The sequence below is a fragment of the Nocardia terrae genome, from assembly GCF_009760405.1.
GTDB classification, from domain to species: Bacteria; Actinomycetota; Actinomycetes; order Mycobacteriales; family Mycobacteriaceae; genus Nocardia; species Nocardia terrae.
In genome coordinates this window covers 45,291-60,977 of sequence record NZ_WRPP01000015.1, presented here as the reverse complement: position 1 = coordinate 60,977, position 15,687 = coordinate 45,291, and the positions used below count along the sequence as shown (strand labels likewise).

Annotated in this window: 15 protein-coding genes; 7 read left to right on the top strand and 8 right to left on the bottom strand. The window is 67.2% G+C overall.

Features of this window, described 5'->3' with window-relative positions; translation table 11 throughout:
- Positions 1 to 32 precede the first annotated feature (32 nt).
- Complete coding sequence (locus tag GPX89_RS41870; protein WP_157393335.1) at positions 33 to 947, bottom strand: toprim domain-containing protein; 915 nt, start codon at positions 945 to 947, stop codon at positions 33 to 35.
- Positions 948 to 1,038: 91 nt separating this feature from the next.
- Positions 1,039 to 4,164 (bottom strand): NACHT domain-containing protein, encoded by a 3,126-nt coding sequence (locus GPX89_RS41865; RefSeq protein WP_157393334.1) that lies wholly within the window; start codon positions 4,162 to 4,164, stop codon positions 1,039 to 1,041.
- Positions 4,165 to 4,448: 284 nt separating this feature from the next.
- Here GPX89_RS41865 and GPX89_RS41860 point away from each other — a divergent pair, with 284 nt between their 5' ends.
- The 6 genes from GPX89_RS41860 (at position 4,449) to hisG (ending at position 10,757) form a co-directional block, all read left to right on the top strand.
- Positions 4,449 to 5,276, top strand: a complete 828-nt coding sequence (locus tag GPX89_RS41860; RefSeq protein WP_328602938.1) for a HalD/BesD family halogenase — start codon at positions 4,449 to 4,451, stop codon at positions 5,274 to 5,276.
- A 14-nt stretch (positions 5,277 to 5,290) separates the two neighbouring features.
- Positions 5,291 to 6,094 carry a class I SAM-dependent methyltransferase gene (locus GPX89_RS41855; protein ID WP_328602937.1) on the top strand — a complete coding sequence of 268 codons (804 nt, stop codon included), beginning with the start codon at positions 5,291 to 5,293 and terminating at the stop codon, positions 6,092 to 6,094.
- 55 nt (positions 6,095 to 6,149) lie between these two features.
- Positions 6,150 to 7,532: an NAD(P)/FAD-dependent oxidoreductase gene (locus tag GPX89_RS41850; RefSeq protein ID WP_198347844.1), complete on the top strand. Its 1,383-nt coding sequence runs from the start codon at positions 6,150 to 6,152 to the stop codon at positions 7,530 to 7,532.
- 172 nt (positions 7,533 to 7,704) lie between these two features.
- A complete protein-coding gene (locus tag GPX89_RS41845) occupies positions 7,705 to 9,507 on the top strand; it encodes a choline/carnitine O-acyltransferase (protein ID WP_157393333.1) in 1,803 nt (600 codons plus the stop codon).
- 43 nt (positions 9,508 to 9,550) lie between these two features.
- Entirely contained in the window at positions 9,551 to 9,814 is a 264-nt protein-coding gene (locus tag GPX89_RS41840) for a phosphoribosyl-ATP diphosphatase (protein WP_033085388.1), read from the top strand.
- A 91-nt stretch (positions 9,815 to 9,905) separates the two neighbouring features.
- Complete coding sequence (gene hisG, locus GPX89_RS41835; RefSeq protein WP_157393332.1) at positions 9,906 to 10,757, top strand: ATP phosphoribosyltransferase; 852 nt, start codon at positions 9,906 to 9,908, stop codon at positions 10,755 to 10,757.
- A 46-nt stretch (positions 10,758 to 10,803) separates the two neighbouring features.
- Here hisG and GPX89_RS41830 read toward each other — a convergent pair whose 3' ends face one another.
- Complete coding sequence (locus GPX89_RS41830) at positions 10,804 to 11,646, bottom strand: RecB family exonuclease (RefSeq protein ID WP_157393331.1); 843 nt, start codon at positions 11,644 to 11,646, stop codon at positions 10,804 to 10,806.
- Between the two features lie 114 nt (positions 11,647 to 11,760).
- Between GPX89_RS41830 and GPX89_RS41825 the strand changes: the two genes are divergently transcribed.
- Positions 11,761 to 12,594, top strand: a complete 834-nt coding sequence (locus tag GPX89_RS41825) for a tRNA (adenine-N1)-methyltransferase (protein WP_040809069.1) — start codon at positions 11,761 to 11,763, stop codon at positions 12,592 to 12,594.
- A gap of 87 nt (positions 12,595 to 12,681) precedes the next feature.
- Here the strand turns inward: GPX89_RS41825 and GPX89_RS41820 are convergent, their stop codons facing one another.
- From GPX89_RS41820 to GPX89_RS41800, 5 genes are all read right to left on the bottom strand, one after another.
- Positions 12,682 to 14,052: a serine hydrolase domain-containing protein gene (locus GPX89_RS41820; RefSeq protein ID WP_157393330.1), complete on the bottom strand. Its 1,371-nt coding sequence runs from the start codon at positions 14,050 to 14,052 to the stop codon at positions 12,682 to 12,684.
- Positions 14,053 to 14,094: 42 nt separating this feature from the next.
- Positions 14,095 to 14,376, bottom strand: coding sequence for a hypothetical protein (locus tag GPX89_RS41815; protein ID WP_157393329.1), 282 nt, complete (start codon positions 14,374 to 14,376; stop codon positions 14,095 to 14,097).
- An 11-nt stretch (positions 14,377 to 14,387) separates the two neighbouring features.
- Positions 14,388 to 14,870 carry a Clp protease N-terminal domain-containing protein gene (locus GPX89_RS41810; RefSeq protein ID WP_157393328.1) on the bottom strand — a complete coding sequence of 161 codons (483 nt, stop codon included), beginning with the start codon at positions 14,868 to 14,870 and terminating at the stop codon, positions 14,388 to 14,390.
- Positions 14,871 to 14,872: 2 nt separating this feature from the next.
- Positions 14,873 to 15,103, bottom strand: a complete 231-nt coding sequence (locus tag GPX89_RS41805) for a hypothetical protein (protein ID WP_157393327.1) — start codon at positions 15,101 to 15,103, stop codon at positions 14,873 to 14,875.
- A gap of 138 nt (positions 15,104 to 15,241) precedes the next feature.
- A complete protein-coding gene (locus GPX89_RS41800; RefSeq protein WP_157393326.1) occupies positions 15,242 to 15,667 on the bottom strand; it encodes a hypothetical protein in 426 nt (141 codons plus the stop codon).
- Positions 15,668 to 15,687 lie beyond the last annotated feature (20 nt).

The window sequence follows — 15,687 nt, the reverse complement described above, 5'->3', positions numbered from 1 at the left end:
GTTCCGGACCGTCTGAATGATGCTGTGCTGATTCAGGTCCGGCGATAGTTCTCGTCCAATACAGGCACTGGATCCAACTCCGAGATCTGGTGCCCTGCATTGCAATGATCGGTGAGATCCTTCCCATCCCGGGCTTGCACCACGCGCAGCTCGTCGACCGAATTGGCAAGCGACTCCGCGACTTTGGCAGCATGTCGATACCCGGGCGCATCCCGATCGGCCACCACCCACACCCGCCGCGCGCCTCGTAGCCACTCTGCATGGTCCGAGTGCCACCCGTTCGCCCCACCCGCATTACAGGTCGCCGTGAGTCCTGCGTGCGTCGCGGTCAGCACATCCGACTCACCTTCGCAGACATAGATGTCGCGCCCAGCTCGCACAGCCTCGATCACTTCGGGCAGATGGAACGGCAAATGCCCGAATCCGCCGAACTCCCAACCGTTCTCGGTCTTCCGCTGCTGATAGAACGTCTTTATATACCCCTGCCGATGCAACGTCCGAACCCGGAACACGCACCCCGCCGGACTCCCGTCGGGCCATCGATAAACGTAGGCGGCTACCCGCCGAGCCCTCCCGATCCGCGGCCCGAAATCCTTCTTGTGCACCGAAAGCGCCAGCCCCGCAGCCAAGATCGCCCGATCCGCCAACCCCGGCTCGGCAGTTGCTCGACTCACCGCCCCGCGCGGTTCCCGAGGCCCATCGAACAGATCCCGAACCCCGAGCCCGAGCCGCTCCAACACCTCCTCATCGGAACACCCGGCAAAACACCTGATCACAGTCCGCTGCCGCTGCAGATTGTACACCACCCCCAACGACGGCCGATGCCGCCGCCCATCCGCCTCATGCACCGGACACAGATAGGTAGTCCACTCCACCCCGCGCTTCCCCGGCCCGGACACCCGATTCAGCGCCCGGTTGATGGTCTCCCACGATTGCCGACTACTCATACGCGGTCCTCTCACTACCGGTGTACCCGGTCGAGGACTGTTGTCAACGCTGCTGAATCAGGTTGTAGCGCAAGTGAAATACAAGGCCGACTCAGTCGTCGTGCACGAGGATGATCGTCTGCTCCGGATAGGCCGAATCATCGAAGCGGTCCTGCAAGGCCGTGAGCAGACTCGCGATATCCATCAGGACACCGGTCAGCCACAGCTGATCGGTCAGGTTCGATGCCAGATACAGCGCCATATCGGTGGCGCGGGCCAACTCGTCGGCGGTCGGCCGGCGTTCCCGGCGGAGCACTGGAAGCGCGTAGGCGAACAGTTCGTCCGCCATCCGACGTGTCCACTTCTGATGCGGCCGGCCCCATTCCGGCGCACAGAGCGGATTGGCTAGCAGGCTGGTGAACTGGTCGGACTGGAGGTGAGACAGAAAGTTCTCCGGCTGGCGGCGATCGAGGGTCGAGCTGTCGTTGGCCACGAACAGCCGTAGCAGGACCAGCGCGCGAGCCCGCGTCGCGGCCGGATACTCGCGCTCGGCCGCGACAGCGGCGGCGATCTCGAGCTCCATGTCGAGGGGCAGACGCTCCTGGATTCCCAACAGCGGCGACTGCGGGATCTTCCCGAGGAAAATGGTCGATCCCGGACGACCGTCGGTGGCGCCCAAGAGGCGTTGGGCGAGTGCACGGTAGGGCGAATCGCGGCCTGAGGTGAGCGTCTCGAAATACCCTGTCCATTCGAGATCGGCGAACTGGTCGTCATCGATGTCTTCGAACAGGTTCGGGTGCGCGGCCACAGCGACCGCGAGCAGTTCCAGGAACTGGCCTTTCATCCGGCCGCGAGCCGCCGGGACGAGAGCGGCCAACTCGTGGATCCGGGCAGCCGCCTGCACTGCCAGTTCGCAGTCGACGGCGGCGATCAGCCGAAACGCGGGGTAGGTCGTGAGTGCTTGCCGCACCGCCGAATCGGTGGTCGACGCCGAGATCTCGGGTCCGTCGACGCGGTTGAGGAATCCCGCGAGCGCGTCCAGCGGCGCGGTTGTCGGTTGGTGGCGTACGTAGGTCTTGCGGTCGCTCTGGTACCAGGCCGCCAGGCCGACGTCGGTGTGAATCCAAGTCGTTCGCACCTCGGGTCGGCAGCCGGGTACGGCGTCGCGGTCGACCAGGTCGACGACCTCGTACTCGGTCGGCAGACGGTACGAGGACGTCGCGAGCAGGGCATTGGCCCAGGCGACCAGGCGTACTGTGTCGTCTCCCCGCGCTCCGAACACAGGTTTGTCCAGGTCCTCGGGCAGATGGACATCCGGCGGTAGTGCCAGTCTGCCCGCACTGCGCTCATCGAGCATGAACATTCGATAGATGCGCGCGGTAATCGGCTGGGCGACAGGACGGTTCAGGTGATGGGTCAGCAATGCGCGCGCGACTGCTCGTCGCACCTCCTCGTCGGTGTTCACCGCGGTCGCCTCGTCGACGAGGGCGTCGAGCCGGGAGATCAACCCGGGTGCGATCGATCCACCCTGCTCGCGCAGGGCGAGGGCCATTGCGATGGCGGCGGGATTGTACGGTCGGTGCAGGCATTCCTCGATGACCGGGTCGATCGAGCGATCGCAGTGCAAGGACGTGAGACCGGCGTAGAAGAGAATCGTCTCCCGCCACCAGTCGCCTGCATCGCCGATATGCTCGACGATCACCTCGACCAACTCGTTGACCTGCATGTGAACCGCGGCCAGATACTCCTGAAAAGTCTTGTGCGTGAAGGTGATGCCTTGATTCTCGGCGATCACGAGCAGCCCGTCGATCTTGAGAGCGGCAAAGGCAGGGTCGGGGTCGGCGAGGCCCAGCGCCTGCGCTGCCTCGGTGCGGCTGAGCTGCGTCACCTGGCGGTCCATCATCGTGTAGGCGAGTGTGTGGAGCGCGCGCAGCTTCTGGTCGGCGTCGAACTGCGCCACAGGCCGACGGGTGATCAGCAGGTGGCAGATGCCGCGATAGAGATCAACGCGCTTCTCCGGCAGGCGGGGTTCGACGGGTCCGTCGAGCAGATGCCAATAGAGGGTGATCATCATGGTCAGCAGCAGCGGATTGACGGTGAGTGCCGCCAGCGCCGGCGCTTCCAGTTGCCGGAGCAGCGGTTCGGCGTGAACGGTGCTTCGTCCCAATGACATAGCCTCGAAGCGACGCCGCACGAAGAGTTCGACCTGAGGTTTGGTGAGCCGGCGAACCTGGACGACGAATACCGGTATCGGTATCCCGGTACCGGGAGAAGCATTGCAGTCGTTGATCGGCGTGTCGCGATACGAGTCGGGCCGGGAGGTGATCACGAAGTGATTTCCCTGCTCGCTCCAATGAGGTGAGGCGGCAATCCATTTCAGCGTCGCGAGCCGACTTTCGATGTCGGGGACCTCGTCGAATCCATCGACGACGATGACGCAGCGGCCGGCCCGCAACTGCGCCCGCAGCCACCGTCGGCAGCCCTGGGCATCACTCAGGTCGACGGTGGCCAGTTCCTCGAGCGGCGGAACCACCGGGCCGGTGATGAGCGGCACCTGATGCGCGAGAGTGATGAGTATCGGCACCGTCCGCCGATGATTGCGGCGGAGAAAGGGTTTGGACCGGCTGTAGGTGAACGCGCGGCGGCGGTCGAGGTTTCCATAGGCCAGATCGCGCACGATGTGGATCGCCAGCGTGGTCTTGCCGATGCCGGCCGCGCCGAGAGCGACGAGAATGCGCGGGGCGTCGACACACAGCAGATCGGCCACCCGTAATCGGTTGGTTCGACGGAACTGTCCGGTGGCGAGCGCGTCGGACGGCACGGTGCCGGGACTGGCTCGGGTCAAGTCGACTTCGACGTAGACGTCGTCGAAAACCGGGAGCGACGATTCCAGATCGACGGCGCCGGTGCTGCCGATCTGGTGCATCCGCCGGAGCATGTACGCCCGATAGCGCCGGTCGTACCGGGAAAGGGTATTGCCTGCGCCGAGTCCGACCCGGTCTGAAACACGTTGGCGCGCTTCTTCTGCCGCCGGTCGCGCCGCCTGCCACAGAAAGGCTGTGGTGGCGAGCCCGAGCCAGTACACGATCAGCAAGACGCCTGCGATGATCATGTGCGCGTGCGCGAAATCGCGCAGCCACGTGAAGTACAGGTCGAGCAGGCCGCTGGCCGCGACCGCCGGCTTCCAATACTTCTGGAGCCACTGGAGGCGAGACGTCTCGGTCCCGTCGTTCGCCACCGGCGGACCCTCCTGACTATTGGGCCGAGGACGTTCGCATCAATGATTCGTGAACGTGCGGGCGCAAGGGTGGGTTCCGTCACGATCGAGTCGCGATTTCAGCCGCGCCCTCGCCGAGTGCGCACCAGAACTGTTGACGCGCAGGAAATGTGAGTGTTCACAATCGGGGGTGAAACCCGGGCGTGTCGGCCGGGTGGGCGGCAAGAATAGACCGCATGGTTGCGGTTGGGGGTTGGGCGGACTCGTGTGAATCGGATGGGACGGGAGTGGTTGCCGTTCCGGGAGTGGATGTTGAGAGGTATCCGCTGGATTCGCCCGGGGGTGAGCGGTGGGGGGAGGTCGTGGGGGCGGCTCGGGCGGCGTTGGCGGCGGACGGGTGCTGTGTGCTGCGGGGGTTCATTCGGCCGGAGTTGTTGAGCACCTTGCGGAGTGAGGGCGAGGCGCTGGCTCCGCAGGCGTACTACACCGTCGAGAACGTCAATGCGTACAACATTCCGCTCGATGCCGAGCTGCCGGACGATCATCCCGCGCGCATCGTGCTGCGGCGCGGAAACGCGTTCGTGGCAAGGGATCTCATCCCCGCGGACGCGCTGATTCATCGGCTGTATGTCGATGAGCGGTTTCAGCGGTTCGTGGCGGACTGCTTCGGGCTGCCCGAATTGCACGAGTACACAGATCCGTTCGCGGGATTGTGTCTGAACGTGGTCGCGCCGGGTATGTCTCATCCGTGGCACTTCGACACGAACGAGTTCACCGTCAGCATGCTGACGCAGGAGCCGGAGAGCGGGGGAGTGTTCGAGTACTGCCCGAACATTCGGTCGCGGACGGCGGAGAACTTCGCGGACGTGAACGCGGTGCTCACCGGCGACGGGGAGCGTTTCATCAGGCGACTCGAGTTGCGGCCGGGGGATCTGCAGCTTTTCCAGGGGAGATTCTCGTTGCACCGGGTCGCGCCAGTCGGCGGGACGGTGCAACGGCATTCGGCGATCTTCGCCTACAGCGATACGCCGGGGCTGATCGGTACGGCCGAACGGACCCGGCAGCTGTTCGGGCGGGTGTCGCCGGATCATGTGGCCGTCGGCGAGGTCCGCGGCGATTCACTGCTCGACTGAGAGGGGACCAGCGCGTGCCGGTTTCGTTGCACAGTTCCACCGGAAAAGCCTCGTTCGACGACATCTACGATCGGGCCGATCCGCGCGAATATTACGCGCGGATGGCCGAATTGGATTATCAGATACCGGAATTGGCGAAACCGCATTTCCAGCGGGTGCTCGCGGAGTACCGGACCGCCACCGGGATCGCCGCGCCCACCGTGCTGGATATCGGATGCTCCTACGGCGTCAACGCGGCCCTGCTGCGTTTGGACGCCGGCATGGCCGAACTCGCCGAGCACTATCGCAGCACCGGCGACACCGAGAAACTCATCGACCGGGATCGGGAACTGCTCGACAGCGACGACCAGCTACCCGGTGTCCGATTCGTCGGAATGGATGCCTCCCGGCCCGCCCTCGACTACGCCCGCGCCGCCGGATTCCTGCAGGACATCGTGCATGCCGACCTCGAATCGGGCGACCCCACCGAGGCGCAACGCAACATCTTGGCCGGCGCCGATCTGATCATCTCCACCGGCTGCGTCGGCTACATCACCGAACGCACCCTACTGCGCGTGGCCCGGGCACACGGCGGAAAACTGCCCTGGATGGCGCATTTCGTCCTACGTATGTTCTCCTTCGACCCCATCGCCGGCCACCTCGCCGCGCTGGGCTACCACACCGAACGCGCGCCCGGAATGTTCCGGCAGCGGCGTTTCGCATCGGCGGACGAGCAGGCCCGGGTACTGAACGCGCTGGCGGACAAGGGAATCGATACCGCCGAATACGAATCGGACGGCTGGTTGTACGCACAGTTGTACGTTTCCCGCCCGAAATAGAGAAATTACACGCCGGATTCACCTGCGGACCGCGGCCGATTGTTACGGTGAATCCGTGGCACCAGCGAAGATCGTGATAATCGGCGGTGGTTTCGCGGGCGTGGAGTGCGCCCGCTATCTGGAGCGGCGGGTCAAGCCCGACGAGGCGTCCGTGCAACTCGTGACGCCCGACGCCGGGCTGCTGTATCTGCCGCTGCTGCCGCAGGTCGCCTCGGGCACCCTCAATCCGCGATCGGTGTCGGTCTCGCTGCGGCGGGTGCTGCGCCGCACCGAGGTGCTGCCGGGCATGGCCGTCGGCGTCGATCCCAAGACCCGGCAGGTCATCGTGCGGCGGCACTCGAACGACGAATGCGCCTTCGAATACGACCACCTGGTCCTGGCCCCGGGCAGCATCACTCGCATCCAGGACGTGCCCGGCCTCCACGAACACGGATTCGGGATGAAGACCCTGTCCGAGGCCATGTACCTGCGCGACCATGTGCTGCGTCAGCTCGACGTGGCCGCGGTCACCGGGGAGGTGGACGTCGACCGGGAACGCCTGAACTTCGTCACCATCGGCGCGGGCTACGCGGGCACCGAGACCACCGCGGTGCTCAACAAGGTGTGCCAGGCCGCCGCACGCAAGTTCTTCCCGGAACTGGAATCGGGCATGGTGCGCTGGCATCTGGTCACCCACGGCGACCGGATCATGCCCGAGCTCGGCGAACGACTGGGCCAGGACGCGAAGAAGATCCTGGCCGAACGGGGCATCGAACTCATTTCGGGCGCGTCGGCGAAAGAGGTCACCGCGCGCGGGGTCACCCTCACCAACGGCCGGTTCATTCCGACCCGGACCGTGCTGTGGACCGCCGGTGTCGCCCCGAGTCCGCTGGCCGCGCACCTGGGCGCGGACACCGATCGCGGTCGCATCGTCGCCGAGGCCGACTTCAGCGTGCCGGGACTGCCGGGCGTGTGGGCCCTCGGCGACGCGGCCGCGGTACCCGACCTGGCCGCCGGCGACGGCAAGGTGTGCCCGCCCACCGCCCAGCACGCCATGCGGCAGGGCAAGCATCTGGCGAAGAACCTGCTGGCCACCCTGCGCGGCGGACAGGTGAAGCCTTACCGGCACCCGGATCTGGGACTGGTGGTCGACCTCGGTGGACGTGACGCGCTGGCCCGCCCCCTCAAGATCGGATTGAGCGGTGTCGCAGCGCAATTCGTGGCCCGCAGCTACCATTTGGGGGCGCTGCGCACGTTCGTGGCCCGCAGCCGGGTCGCCTTCGACTGGACCGTGCACGGCCTCAGCGGTGACGACTTCCTGCGCATCGGCTACGGCGACTACGCCACCCACACCATCGGCGGGTTCGAGCAGACCGGATGCTACCTCTCCGCCGACGAGGTCACCCTGCGATTGAAGACGCTGTGCGAACCCGGGGCATCCGGTACCTGGCTCGCATGAAAACTGTTGCAGCGCAGTAATACAGCTCCCTCGAAACCGAGCGTGGGATTCGACCGAATCCTGGCGCGCCGACCGGTTCGATGGCAAGAATGGGGGCAGTGACCGCTCGGGGGGCGGTCACACGTGTGCAAAAAGCCAGGAACCCCTGCCCCATCGACACCGAGGACACCCCTTGAGCGACAGCACCTTCGCTTTCGACGAGCAGCTGCCCCGCGTCCCGCTGCCCACGCTGGAGGAGAGCTGCACCCGATTCCTGCACTGGTGCGCACCACTGCTGACCTCCGACGAATACGCCGCCACCGCGGCCGCCGTCGAGGATCTGCTGCGCCCCGACAGCCCCGCCCGCACCCTGCACGCCGACCTGCAACGGTTCGACAGCACACCCGGCGTAGGAAGCTGGCTCGACGAATTCTGGCCGTCCCGCTACCTGGGCCGACGTGACCGAATCGCGTTGAACGCCAACTTCTTCTTCCTCTTCCGCGACGACACGGTGCTGGCCACCTCGACGACCGCCGACCAGAGCGAGCGGGCGGCCGCGCTGATCACCGCGGCCGTCAATTACAAGCTGCTGCTCGACGCCGAGAAGATCCCGCCCGCCACCCAGCGCGGGACGCGACTCAATATGGCGCAGAACAAGTTCCTGTTCTCCGAAACTCGCATACCGGGCGCACCCCAGGACACCGTGCGGGTGCCCTACAGCGCGGAATGGCCGGGACACTCGCAGGCACGCCACATCCTGGTCTTCTACCGCGGCAACATGTTCCGGATGGATGTGATCGGCCCCAACGGCATCCCCTACGGCCCCGAGGATCTCGCCGCGGGCCTGCACGCCGTCATGAAGGCCGGGGCGCGCCGCGCCGCCACCAATGCCGCGCCCGGGGCTCTCACCAGCCTGGCCCGCGCGGACTGGGCGCCGATCTACGCCGGGCTGCGGCCCGCCAATGCCGCCGCCTTCGAGACCATCGAGACGGCCCTGTTCTGCATCTGCCTCGAGGACTTCGCGCCCCGCGACACCCTGCACGCCTGCGACCAGTTGCTGCACGGCGACAGCGGCAACCGCTGGTTCGACAAGGCGGTGTCGTTCATCGTCTTCGCCGACGGCTCGGCGGGCATCAATGTCGAGCACTGCGGGCTCGACGGCACCACCATCCTGTCCTTCGTCGACACGCTGCTGGAAACGCCGGTGAGCGCGCACGCCGAGCAGTCCGGCGCGCAGCCGCAGGGCCTGCCTGCCACCGAACCCGTCGAGTTCGTCCTCGGTCCGGAGTCCAAGACCGAGATCGCCTCCGCCGCGGCCTCCTTCGCGCAGTACGCCGCCGAGAACGCCACCACCACGGTGTCGTTCGACTTCGGCACCAAGCGGGCCAAGAGCCTGGGCATCTCCCCGGATGCCTTCGCGCAGTTGAGCTATCAGCTCGCGCACCGGCGCAGCAAGGGCCTCAACGGCGCGACCTACGAATCCATCGCCACCCGCCAGTTCCGCAACGGCCGCACCGAGGCCATGCGCGTGATCACCCAGGAGATGCTGGATTTCGTTGCGGCCATGGAGGATCCGGCCGTGGACCGGGACCGCAAGCTGGTGGCGCTGCGCACCGCCGCCGAGGCGCACGTGCGCCGCGCCCAGGAATGCCAGCGCGGCGAGGCCCCCGAGCAGCACCTGTGGGAGCTGCAGTGGATCCAGCGACGCCGCGGCGAGCAGCTGGGCGCGACTGAACCGATGGCGTTCTACGACAGCCCCGGCTGGACCATCACCCGCGACGACTACCTGAGCACCAGCTCCGCGCCGTCGGTGAACATCCAGTTCTTCGGTTTCGGGTCCACCAGCCCCAAGTGCATCGGCATCGCCTACGTGCTGCTGCCCGACCGCTGGAACCTGTATCTGGCCACGCCCAAGCACGTCGCCCCGGCGATGCACGAGTTCGCCGAGCAGCTGCGCGGGGCCGTGGCCGAACTCACCGAACTGCTCACCGTATAACCGATTGCGGGGAGTGTGCGCCCGTCTGAAAGAATCACTCCCCGTGAAATCTTTCGAAGCCCTGTTCGCCGAGCTGCAGGATCGTGCCGCCAACCGCCCCGAGGGGTCGGGCACCGTCGCCGCCCTGGACGCCGGCGTGCATGCGCAGGGCAAGAAGGTACTCGAGGAAGCCGGCGAGGTCTGGATCGCGGCCGAGTACCAGAGCGATGAGGAACTCTCCGAGGAGATCTCGCAGCTGCTCTACTGGGTGCAGGTGCTGATGGTGGGCCGCGGGCTGCGGCTCGAGGACGTGTACCGACATCTGTGACGTGCCACCGCTCACCGCGCGGACCGCGCGGTGAGCGTTCCGCTCGTCCCCCTGTCGTCATCGTCTTCCCTCCGTTCCGAAAGGACCTCCCATGCTTCGCGTCGCCGTCCCCAACAAGGGCGCACTCTCCGAATCCGCGGTCGCCATCCTGTCCGAGGCGGGCTACCGCAAGCGCGGTGACTCGCGCGATCTGAGCGTGATCGACCCGATCAACCAGGTCGAGTTCTACTTCCTGCGCCCGAAGGACATCGCCATCTACGTCGGCTCCGGCGAGCTGGACCTGGGCATCACCGGCCGCGACCTGGCCCTGGATTCCGGTGCGCCGGTGCAGGAGCGGCTCGCGCTCGGCTTCGGCCGCTCCACCTTCCGCTACGCCGCCCCGGCCGGGCACGACTGGAAGGTCGAGGACCTCTACGACAAGCGCATCGCCACCTCCTACCCGAACCTGGTGCTGACCGATCTGCGGGCACGCGGCATCGAGGCCGAGGTGATCCGCCTCGACGGCGCGGTCGAGATCTCCATCCAGCTCGGCGTCGCCGACGCCATCGCCGATGTGGTCGGCTCGGGCCGCACCCTGCGCCAGCACAACCTGGTCGCCTTCGGCGAGACGCTGTGCGACTCCGAGGGCGTGCTGATCGAGGCCAAGGGCGCCGACCAGCACGACAAGGCCCGCAACCAGCTGGTCGCGCGCATCCAGGGTGTGGTCTTCGCCCAGCAGTACCTGATGCTGGACTACGACTGCCCCAAGGCGCTGCTGGAAGAGGCCGTCAAGATCACCCCCGGTCTGGAGTCGCCGACCATCGCCCCGCTGACCGATCCCGAGTGGGTCGCCGTGCGCGCGCTGGTGCCCCGCAAGAACGGCAACGAGCTCATGGATCAGCTCGCCGAGCTGGGCGCGAAGGCCATCCTGGCCACCGACATCCGCTCCTGCCGCGCGTTCTGATCCGAGCCGGTCGGGGCGCGCCGGATGCCGGCGCGCCCCGACCGGGTCAGGACTCGTCCTCGCCGGACGGGAAAGGCGGTGGGGTGCCGCCGAATTCGGGGCATAGTCGCTTGAAATCGCAGTATTGGCACATCCAGCCCGGGCTGGGCGGGAACTCGCCGGTCTCGGCGGCGGTCACGATGGCGGCCCACAGCGCCGAGAGGATCCGCTCGAAGCGCAGCAGCTCGTCCTCGTCCGGTCGATAGGACAGGGTGATGCCGTCGGCCAGATACATCAGGCGCAGCTCGGCGGGTGCCCGGCCCTGGGTGCGCAGCAGGACCAGCGCGTAGAACTTGAGCTGGAACAGCGCCCGGGTCTCGTACGCCAGGCCGGGGGCCCGGCCGGTCTTGTAGTCGATGACGTGGACGTCACCCGCGGCCGAGCGGTCGATGCGGTCCACGATCCCGCGCAGGGGCGTGCCGTCGGGCAGCTCGGTCTCGATGAAGGTCTCGCACGATTCCGGGTCGAAACCTGTCGGATCCTCGAGCCGGAAGTAGACGCCGACGAGCTTGCGCACCTCGGCGAGGAAGCCCTCCAGCTCCTCGTCGGGAACCAGGCCCTCGACCTCGGGCCGCGACTGGCGGACCTCGGCCCAGGCCGGATCGATGAGCGCGGTGGCCGCCTGCACATCACGTTCGGCGGCGGGCAGCCCGAACAGGGCCTCGAGTACGGCGTGCACCACCGTGCCGCGCACCGCGGCCCGTGAGGGCGGCTCCGGAATCTGGTCGATGACCCGTAACCGGTACTTCAGCGGGCACTGTTTGAAATCGATTGCGCGGGAAGGGGACAGCGCGGGACCACGCGGACCGAACCGCTCTGTCTCCGGGGTACTGATCACGTCAACCGACATACCTGGCAGGCTAAACGCAGGCACCGACAAGGTGCGCACGAATCCGCCGCGGCGAAATCGCGGCGACGCACTCACGAAGCAGACACAGTCTCACGACACGCAGAACGGAGTTTCATGACGGCCAGACGGACCGGCCCTTTCCAGATCGGTGACCGGGTACAGCTGACCGACGCCAAGGGGCGCAAGTTCACGGTGATCCTGGAGGCGGGCAAGGAGTTCCACACCCACGCCGGCCACATCAACCACGACGACCTCATCGGCGCCGACGAGGGCTGCGTGGTGAACTCCGCCAAAGGCACCCCCTACCTGGCCCTTCGGCCCCTGCTGACCGACTACGTGCTGTCCATGCCGCGCGGCGCGGCGGTCATCTACCCCAAGGACTCCGCCCAGATCGTGCACGAGGGCGACATGTTCCCCGGCGCGAAGGTGCTCGAGGCCGGCGCGGGCTCGGGCGCGCTGACCTGCTCGCTGCTGCGCGCGGTCGGACCCGAGGGCAAGGTCATCTCCTGGGAGATCCGCGAGGACCACGCCGAGCACGCCGTCAAGAACGTCGAGCGCTTCTTCGGCGAACGCCCCGCCAACTGGGAACTCACCCTCGGCGATGTCGGCGAATACTCCGGCGAACAGGTCGACCGCGTCGTCCTCGACATGCTCAAGCCCTGGGACGCCCTGGACGCGGTCGCCAAGGCGATCATCCCCGGCGGCGTGTTCCTCGCCTACGTGGCGACGACCACCCAGCTCTCCGAGGTGGTCGAGGCCCTGCGCCGCCAAGGCTGCTGGACCGAGCCCACCGCCTGGGAGTCGATGGTCCGCCCCTGGCACGTGGTCGGCCTGGCCGTGCGCCCCGAACACCGCATGCAGGGCCACACCGCCTTCCTGGTGAAGGCTCGCCGCCTCGCCGACGGCGTGACGGCCCCCAAGCCCCAGCGCCGCCCCTCCAAGGGCTGACGATCCCGCCCCGCCCGCTTTTTCAAGATCAGGGAGCTCCCAACGCGGTGGATTCGGACGAAATCCACGCTGAGAGCTCCCTGATCTTCATTCCCGAGGGAAGACGCGGGAGTTGGTGTGGAGGTAGCGCGCTCGGCCGTCGGTGAAGTCGTAGAGGGCGAGGGTTTGGGGATCCTCGAGAGGACTTGCCGGAGGCATCAGGAAATGGGTTTCGCTGATCGGGAGCAGGTCGTAGTCGAGACGGTCGGGCTTGCCGAGGAAGCGGGCGTGCATCGGGTCGAGGGCGAAGCTCACGTGCAGGGAGCCGGATCGCGCGGTGACTTCGAATTCGGTTCCGGGTCTGGCGTAGACGCCCTCGTAGCGGGGTAGCTCGAGCGTCAGGGCGGGGTCGGGTTTCGGCGGGTCCGGGGGACCGGGTGCGCCGAACGCCGACAGGATCGCGTCGAAGATCTTGGCGGCGAACGGTTCTCGCGGGCCGCCGTTCGTCAGGACCGTCACGGCGAGGTCGTGGTCGGGGAGGATACGCAGGCGCGCGTTCTGGCCGATGGTGCTGCCGTCGGTGGCGTAGACGGTTTCGCCGTGCCAGTCGCAGACGATGAGGCCCAGGGCCCACGCGGGGCCGAACATGTACGGGTCGGGCAGGGGGACCCGGGAATTCAGCATTTCGTCGATGGCGGCGGGGGAGAGCAGGCGGGTGCCGTCCAGGCTGCGGCCCTCGTCGAGGAAGACATGCGCGAGGGAGAGCACGTCCCGCGCGGTCGACGCGATGCCGCCGCCCGCGCCGAACGCGCGGGGCAGGTGGGGAACCGGCGTGCGGATCGGGCCCTCGTCCAAGGAGCGCAGCAGATGACCGGTCGCGGCGCGGGCGGGGTCGACGTCCTGCGGGCGGCAGGTTGTGTCGCGCTGGCGCAGCGGGTCCAGCACGCGACGCCGCATGAGCCGATGCCAGGGCATGGCGTCCGCGGTTTCGAGGATGCGCGCGAGGATCGCGTAGCCCAGGGCCGCGCTGTAGCCGTGGGTGTGGCCGAGCGGGAAGACCTGCGGGGCATCGGCGATGGCGGCGACCATGCTGGCATACACGTCGTCGCCCTCGCCCGGGTCGCCGTAGAGCTCCTCGATGCCGTTGGTGTGATTCAACAGGTGTCGGGGCGTCACGTGCGCGGTGACGTCCGAGTCGGCGACGCGGAACTCCGGCAGGTACGTCCGGACCGGTTGGTCCAAGTCGACCGTGCCTTCCTCGACCAACTGCAGAAACGCCAGTGCCGTCCACGTTTTCGTCATCGATCCGCATTGGTAGATCGTGTCGGGCATAGCGGCAGCTCCGGTCGTGACGTTCGCGCTGCCGACGGCGAATTCGGTGACCCGCCCCTCGTGCAGGATGCCGATCGCGGCGCTGGGGATGCCGTATTCGGCGAGCAGCCCGGCCACTCGCTCGCGTGTCTCACTGATATCGATCATGGTGTGCACCTTCGGGAACGCCCGGGAGCGAAGCGTTCCCGGTCAGACGGCCAGACCTACCGCATTGGCGGCATCGGCCTCGAGATAGGTGGTGGTGGCGTAGGGCGCGGCGAACTCCTCGAGGAACTCACGCACACTGTCGACCGAATCGTGGGCCACGATGTTCACCGCCGTGCTGCCGTCGGTGCTGGCCACCGCGAGCGTCCAGCTCGCGCCCCGCGGCAGTCGGCCGTGCGCCTGTTTCAGCGCGTTCCAGTAGCCGTCGCTGTCGGTGAGCGTGGAGACGGCCAGGACATGTGTCCGGGGCTGCTGAGCGAATCGCATGGTGTTCAACCTCATTCGGTGAGTGCGGCCCGCAGCGTGGCGAGCAGGTCGGTGCGGTCGATGCCCGCGACGGCCAGGGCGCGCGGCACGGTGCCGACCTCGGCCCGGAGAATGGCCAGCAATAGATGTGGCGGGCGCAGTTCGCTTTTCGAATACGTGGTGGTCATGCGCTCGAGAGCGAGTTTGCCGGTGGCGCCCATATTCGGGGCGCGGTGGGCGGGAACGGGCCGGGGCAGATCCGCGACGCGCAACGCGACGCCCGCGACCGCGAGGCTTTCCTCGAATTCCCGATCCAGCGCCGCGCGAATACTGTCGTAATCCAGACCGGCGGCGGCCAGCATTCGCTGCGGCTCGGTGCCGTGCTGCGCGGCGATTCCCAGCAGCAGATGCTGTGCCTCGACGGTGGCCGAACCGTCCTCGCTCGCCTCGTGGGCGGCCCGGTCGTAGACCCCGCGAAAATATATGTCGAAGTCCTTCGTGGCGAATATCGACATCGTCAGCGCCTCCTGAGATTGACGCCCGCGGCGATGAGCCGCTTGACGTGTTTTTTGTGGACCGCCTGGCGAGTGACCCCCAGCGCCTCGGCCACCTGCGGCCAGCCCCACCCGGCCCGCATGGCCTCTTCGACGGCGATGTCCTCGAGCCGATCGGCCAGGCGCCGCAAGGCGACCACGGCCGCGAGCCGTCCGGCGGGATCGGTGGAATCGGGGAACTCCAGATCGGGCATGCAAGCAACCGTAGTTGACTAAATCGAGATTAGTCAACCGAAGTTGCTAACGAAAGTCGGGTCCGAGAACGACGATGCCCCCGCCGGATTCGGCGGGGGCATCGTGAATTCAGTTCGTGAGCAGGCGTTTCCGTGCGATCAGCAGGGCGCCTTGCCCATGGCCAGGATGGTGCAGGCGGTGTTCTCCGAGAGCTGCCAGCCCGCGTCGGTGTGCTGCCAGGTCATGGGCACGCCGGGCATGGTGCCGTGCGGGGAGGAGATGGCGACCGACGCGTTGGCGTTGTCGCCGTCGGCCTGCACGCCCGAGACGGTCCAGCCGATGGTGCCGTAGTTGGCCAGGCCCTGGTTCATCTTGTCGATATTGGCGGTGCGCGCACCCCCGTTGACCATGAGGTTCGCCTTGTCGGCGGCCGGGATCGACGGGTCGGTGAAGCGGGTCAGCGTCGACTGCAGCTCCTCGGCGGCGGGCGCGGGGGTGTCGGCGGTGGCCAGGCTCGCGCCCGAGGTGAGCGCGACGGCGACCGCGGCGACGGCCAGGGGCAGGCGAACGGAACGAGCGAGCATGAACGAACGGGCCTTTCGTG

Excerpts from the sequence above, each read along its gene's own strand:
- GPX89_RS41820 (WP_157393330.1), bottom strand. The coding sequence starts at position 14,052 with ATGATCGATATCAGTGAGACACGCGAGCGAGTGGCCGGGCTGCTCGCC.
- GPX89_RS41825 (WP_040809069.1), top strand. The coding sequence starts at position 11,761 with ATGACGGCCAGACGGACCGGCCCTTTCCAGATCGGTGACCGGGTACAG.
- hisG (WP_157393332.1), top strand. The coding sequence starts at position 9,906 with ATGCTTCGCGTCGCCGTCCCCAACAAGGGCGCACTCTCCGAATCCGCG.
- GPX89_RS41815 (WP_157393329.1), bottom strand. The coding sequence starts at position 14,376 with ATGCGATTCGCTCAGCAGCCCCGGACACATGTCCTGGCCGTCTCCACG.
- GPX89_RS41830 (WP_157393331.1), bottom strand. The coding sequence starts at position 11,646 with ATGTCGGTTGACGTGATCAGTACCCCGGAGACAGAGCGGTTCGGTCCG.
- GPX89_RS41805 (WP_157393327.1), bottom strand. The coding sequence starts at position 15,103 with ATGCCCGATCTGGAGTTCCCCGATTCCACCGATCCCGCCGGACGGCTC.
- GPX89_RS41870 (WP_157393335.1), bottom strand. The coding sequence starts at position 947 with ATGAGTAGTCGGCAATCGTGGGAGACCATCAACCGGGCGCTGAATCGG.
- GPX89_RS41810 (WP_157393328.1), bottom strand. The coding sequence starts at position 14,870 with ATGTCGATATTCGCCACGAAGGACTTCGACATATATTTTCGCGGGGTC.
- GPX89_RS41800 (WP_157393326.1), bottom strand. The coding sequence starts at position 15,667 with ATGCTCGCTCGTTCCGTTCGCCTGCCCCTGGCCGTCGCCGCGGTCGCC.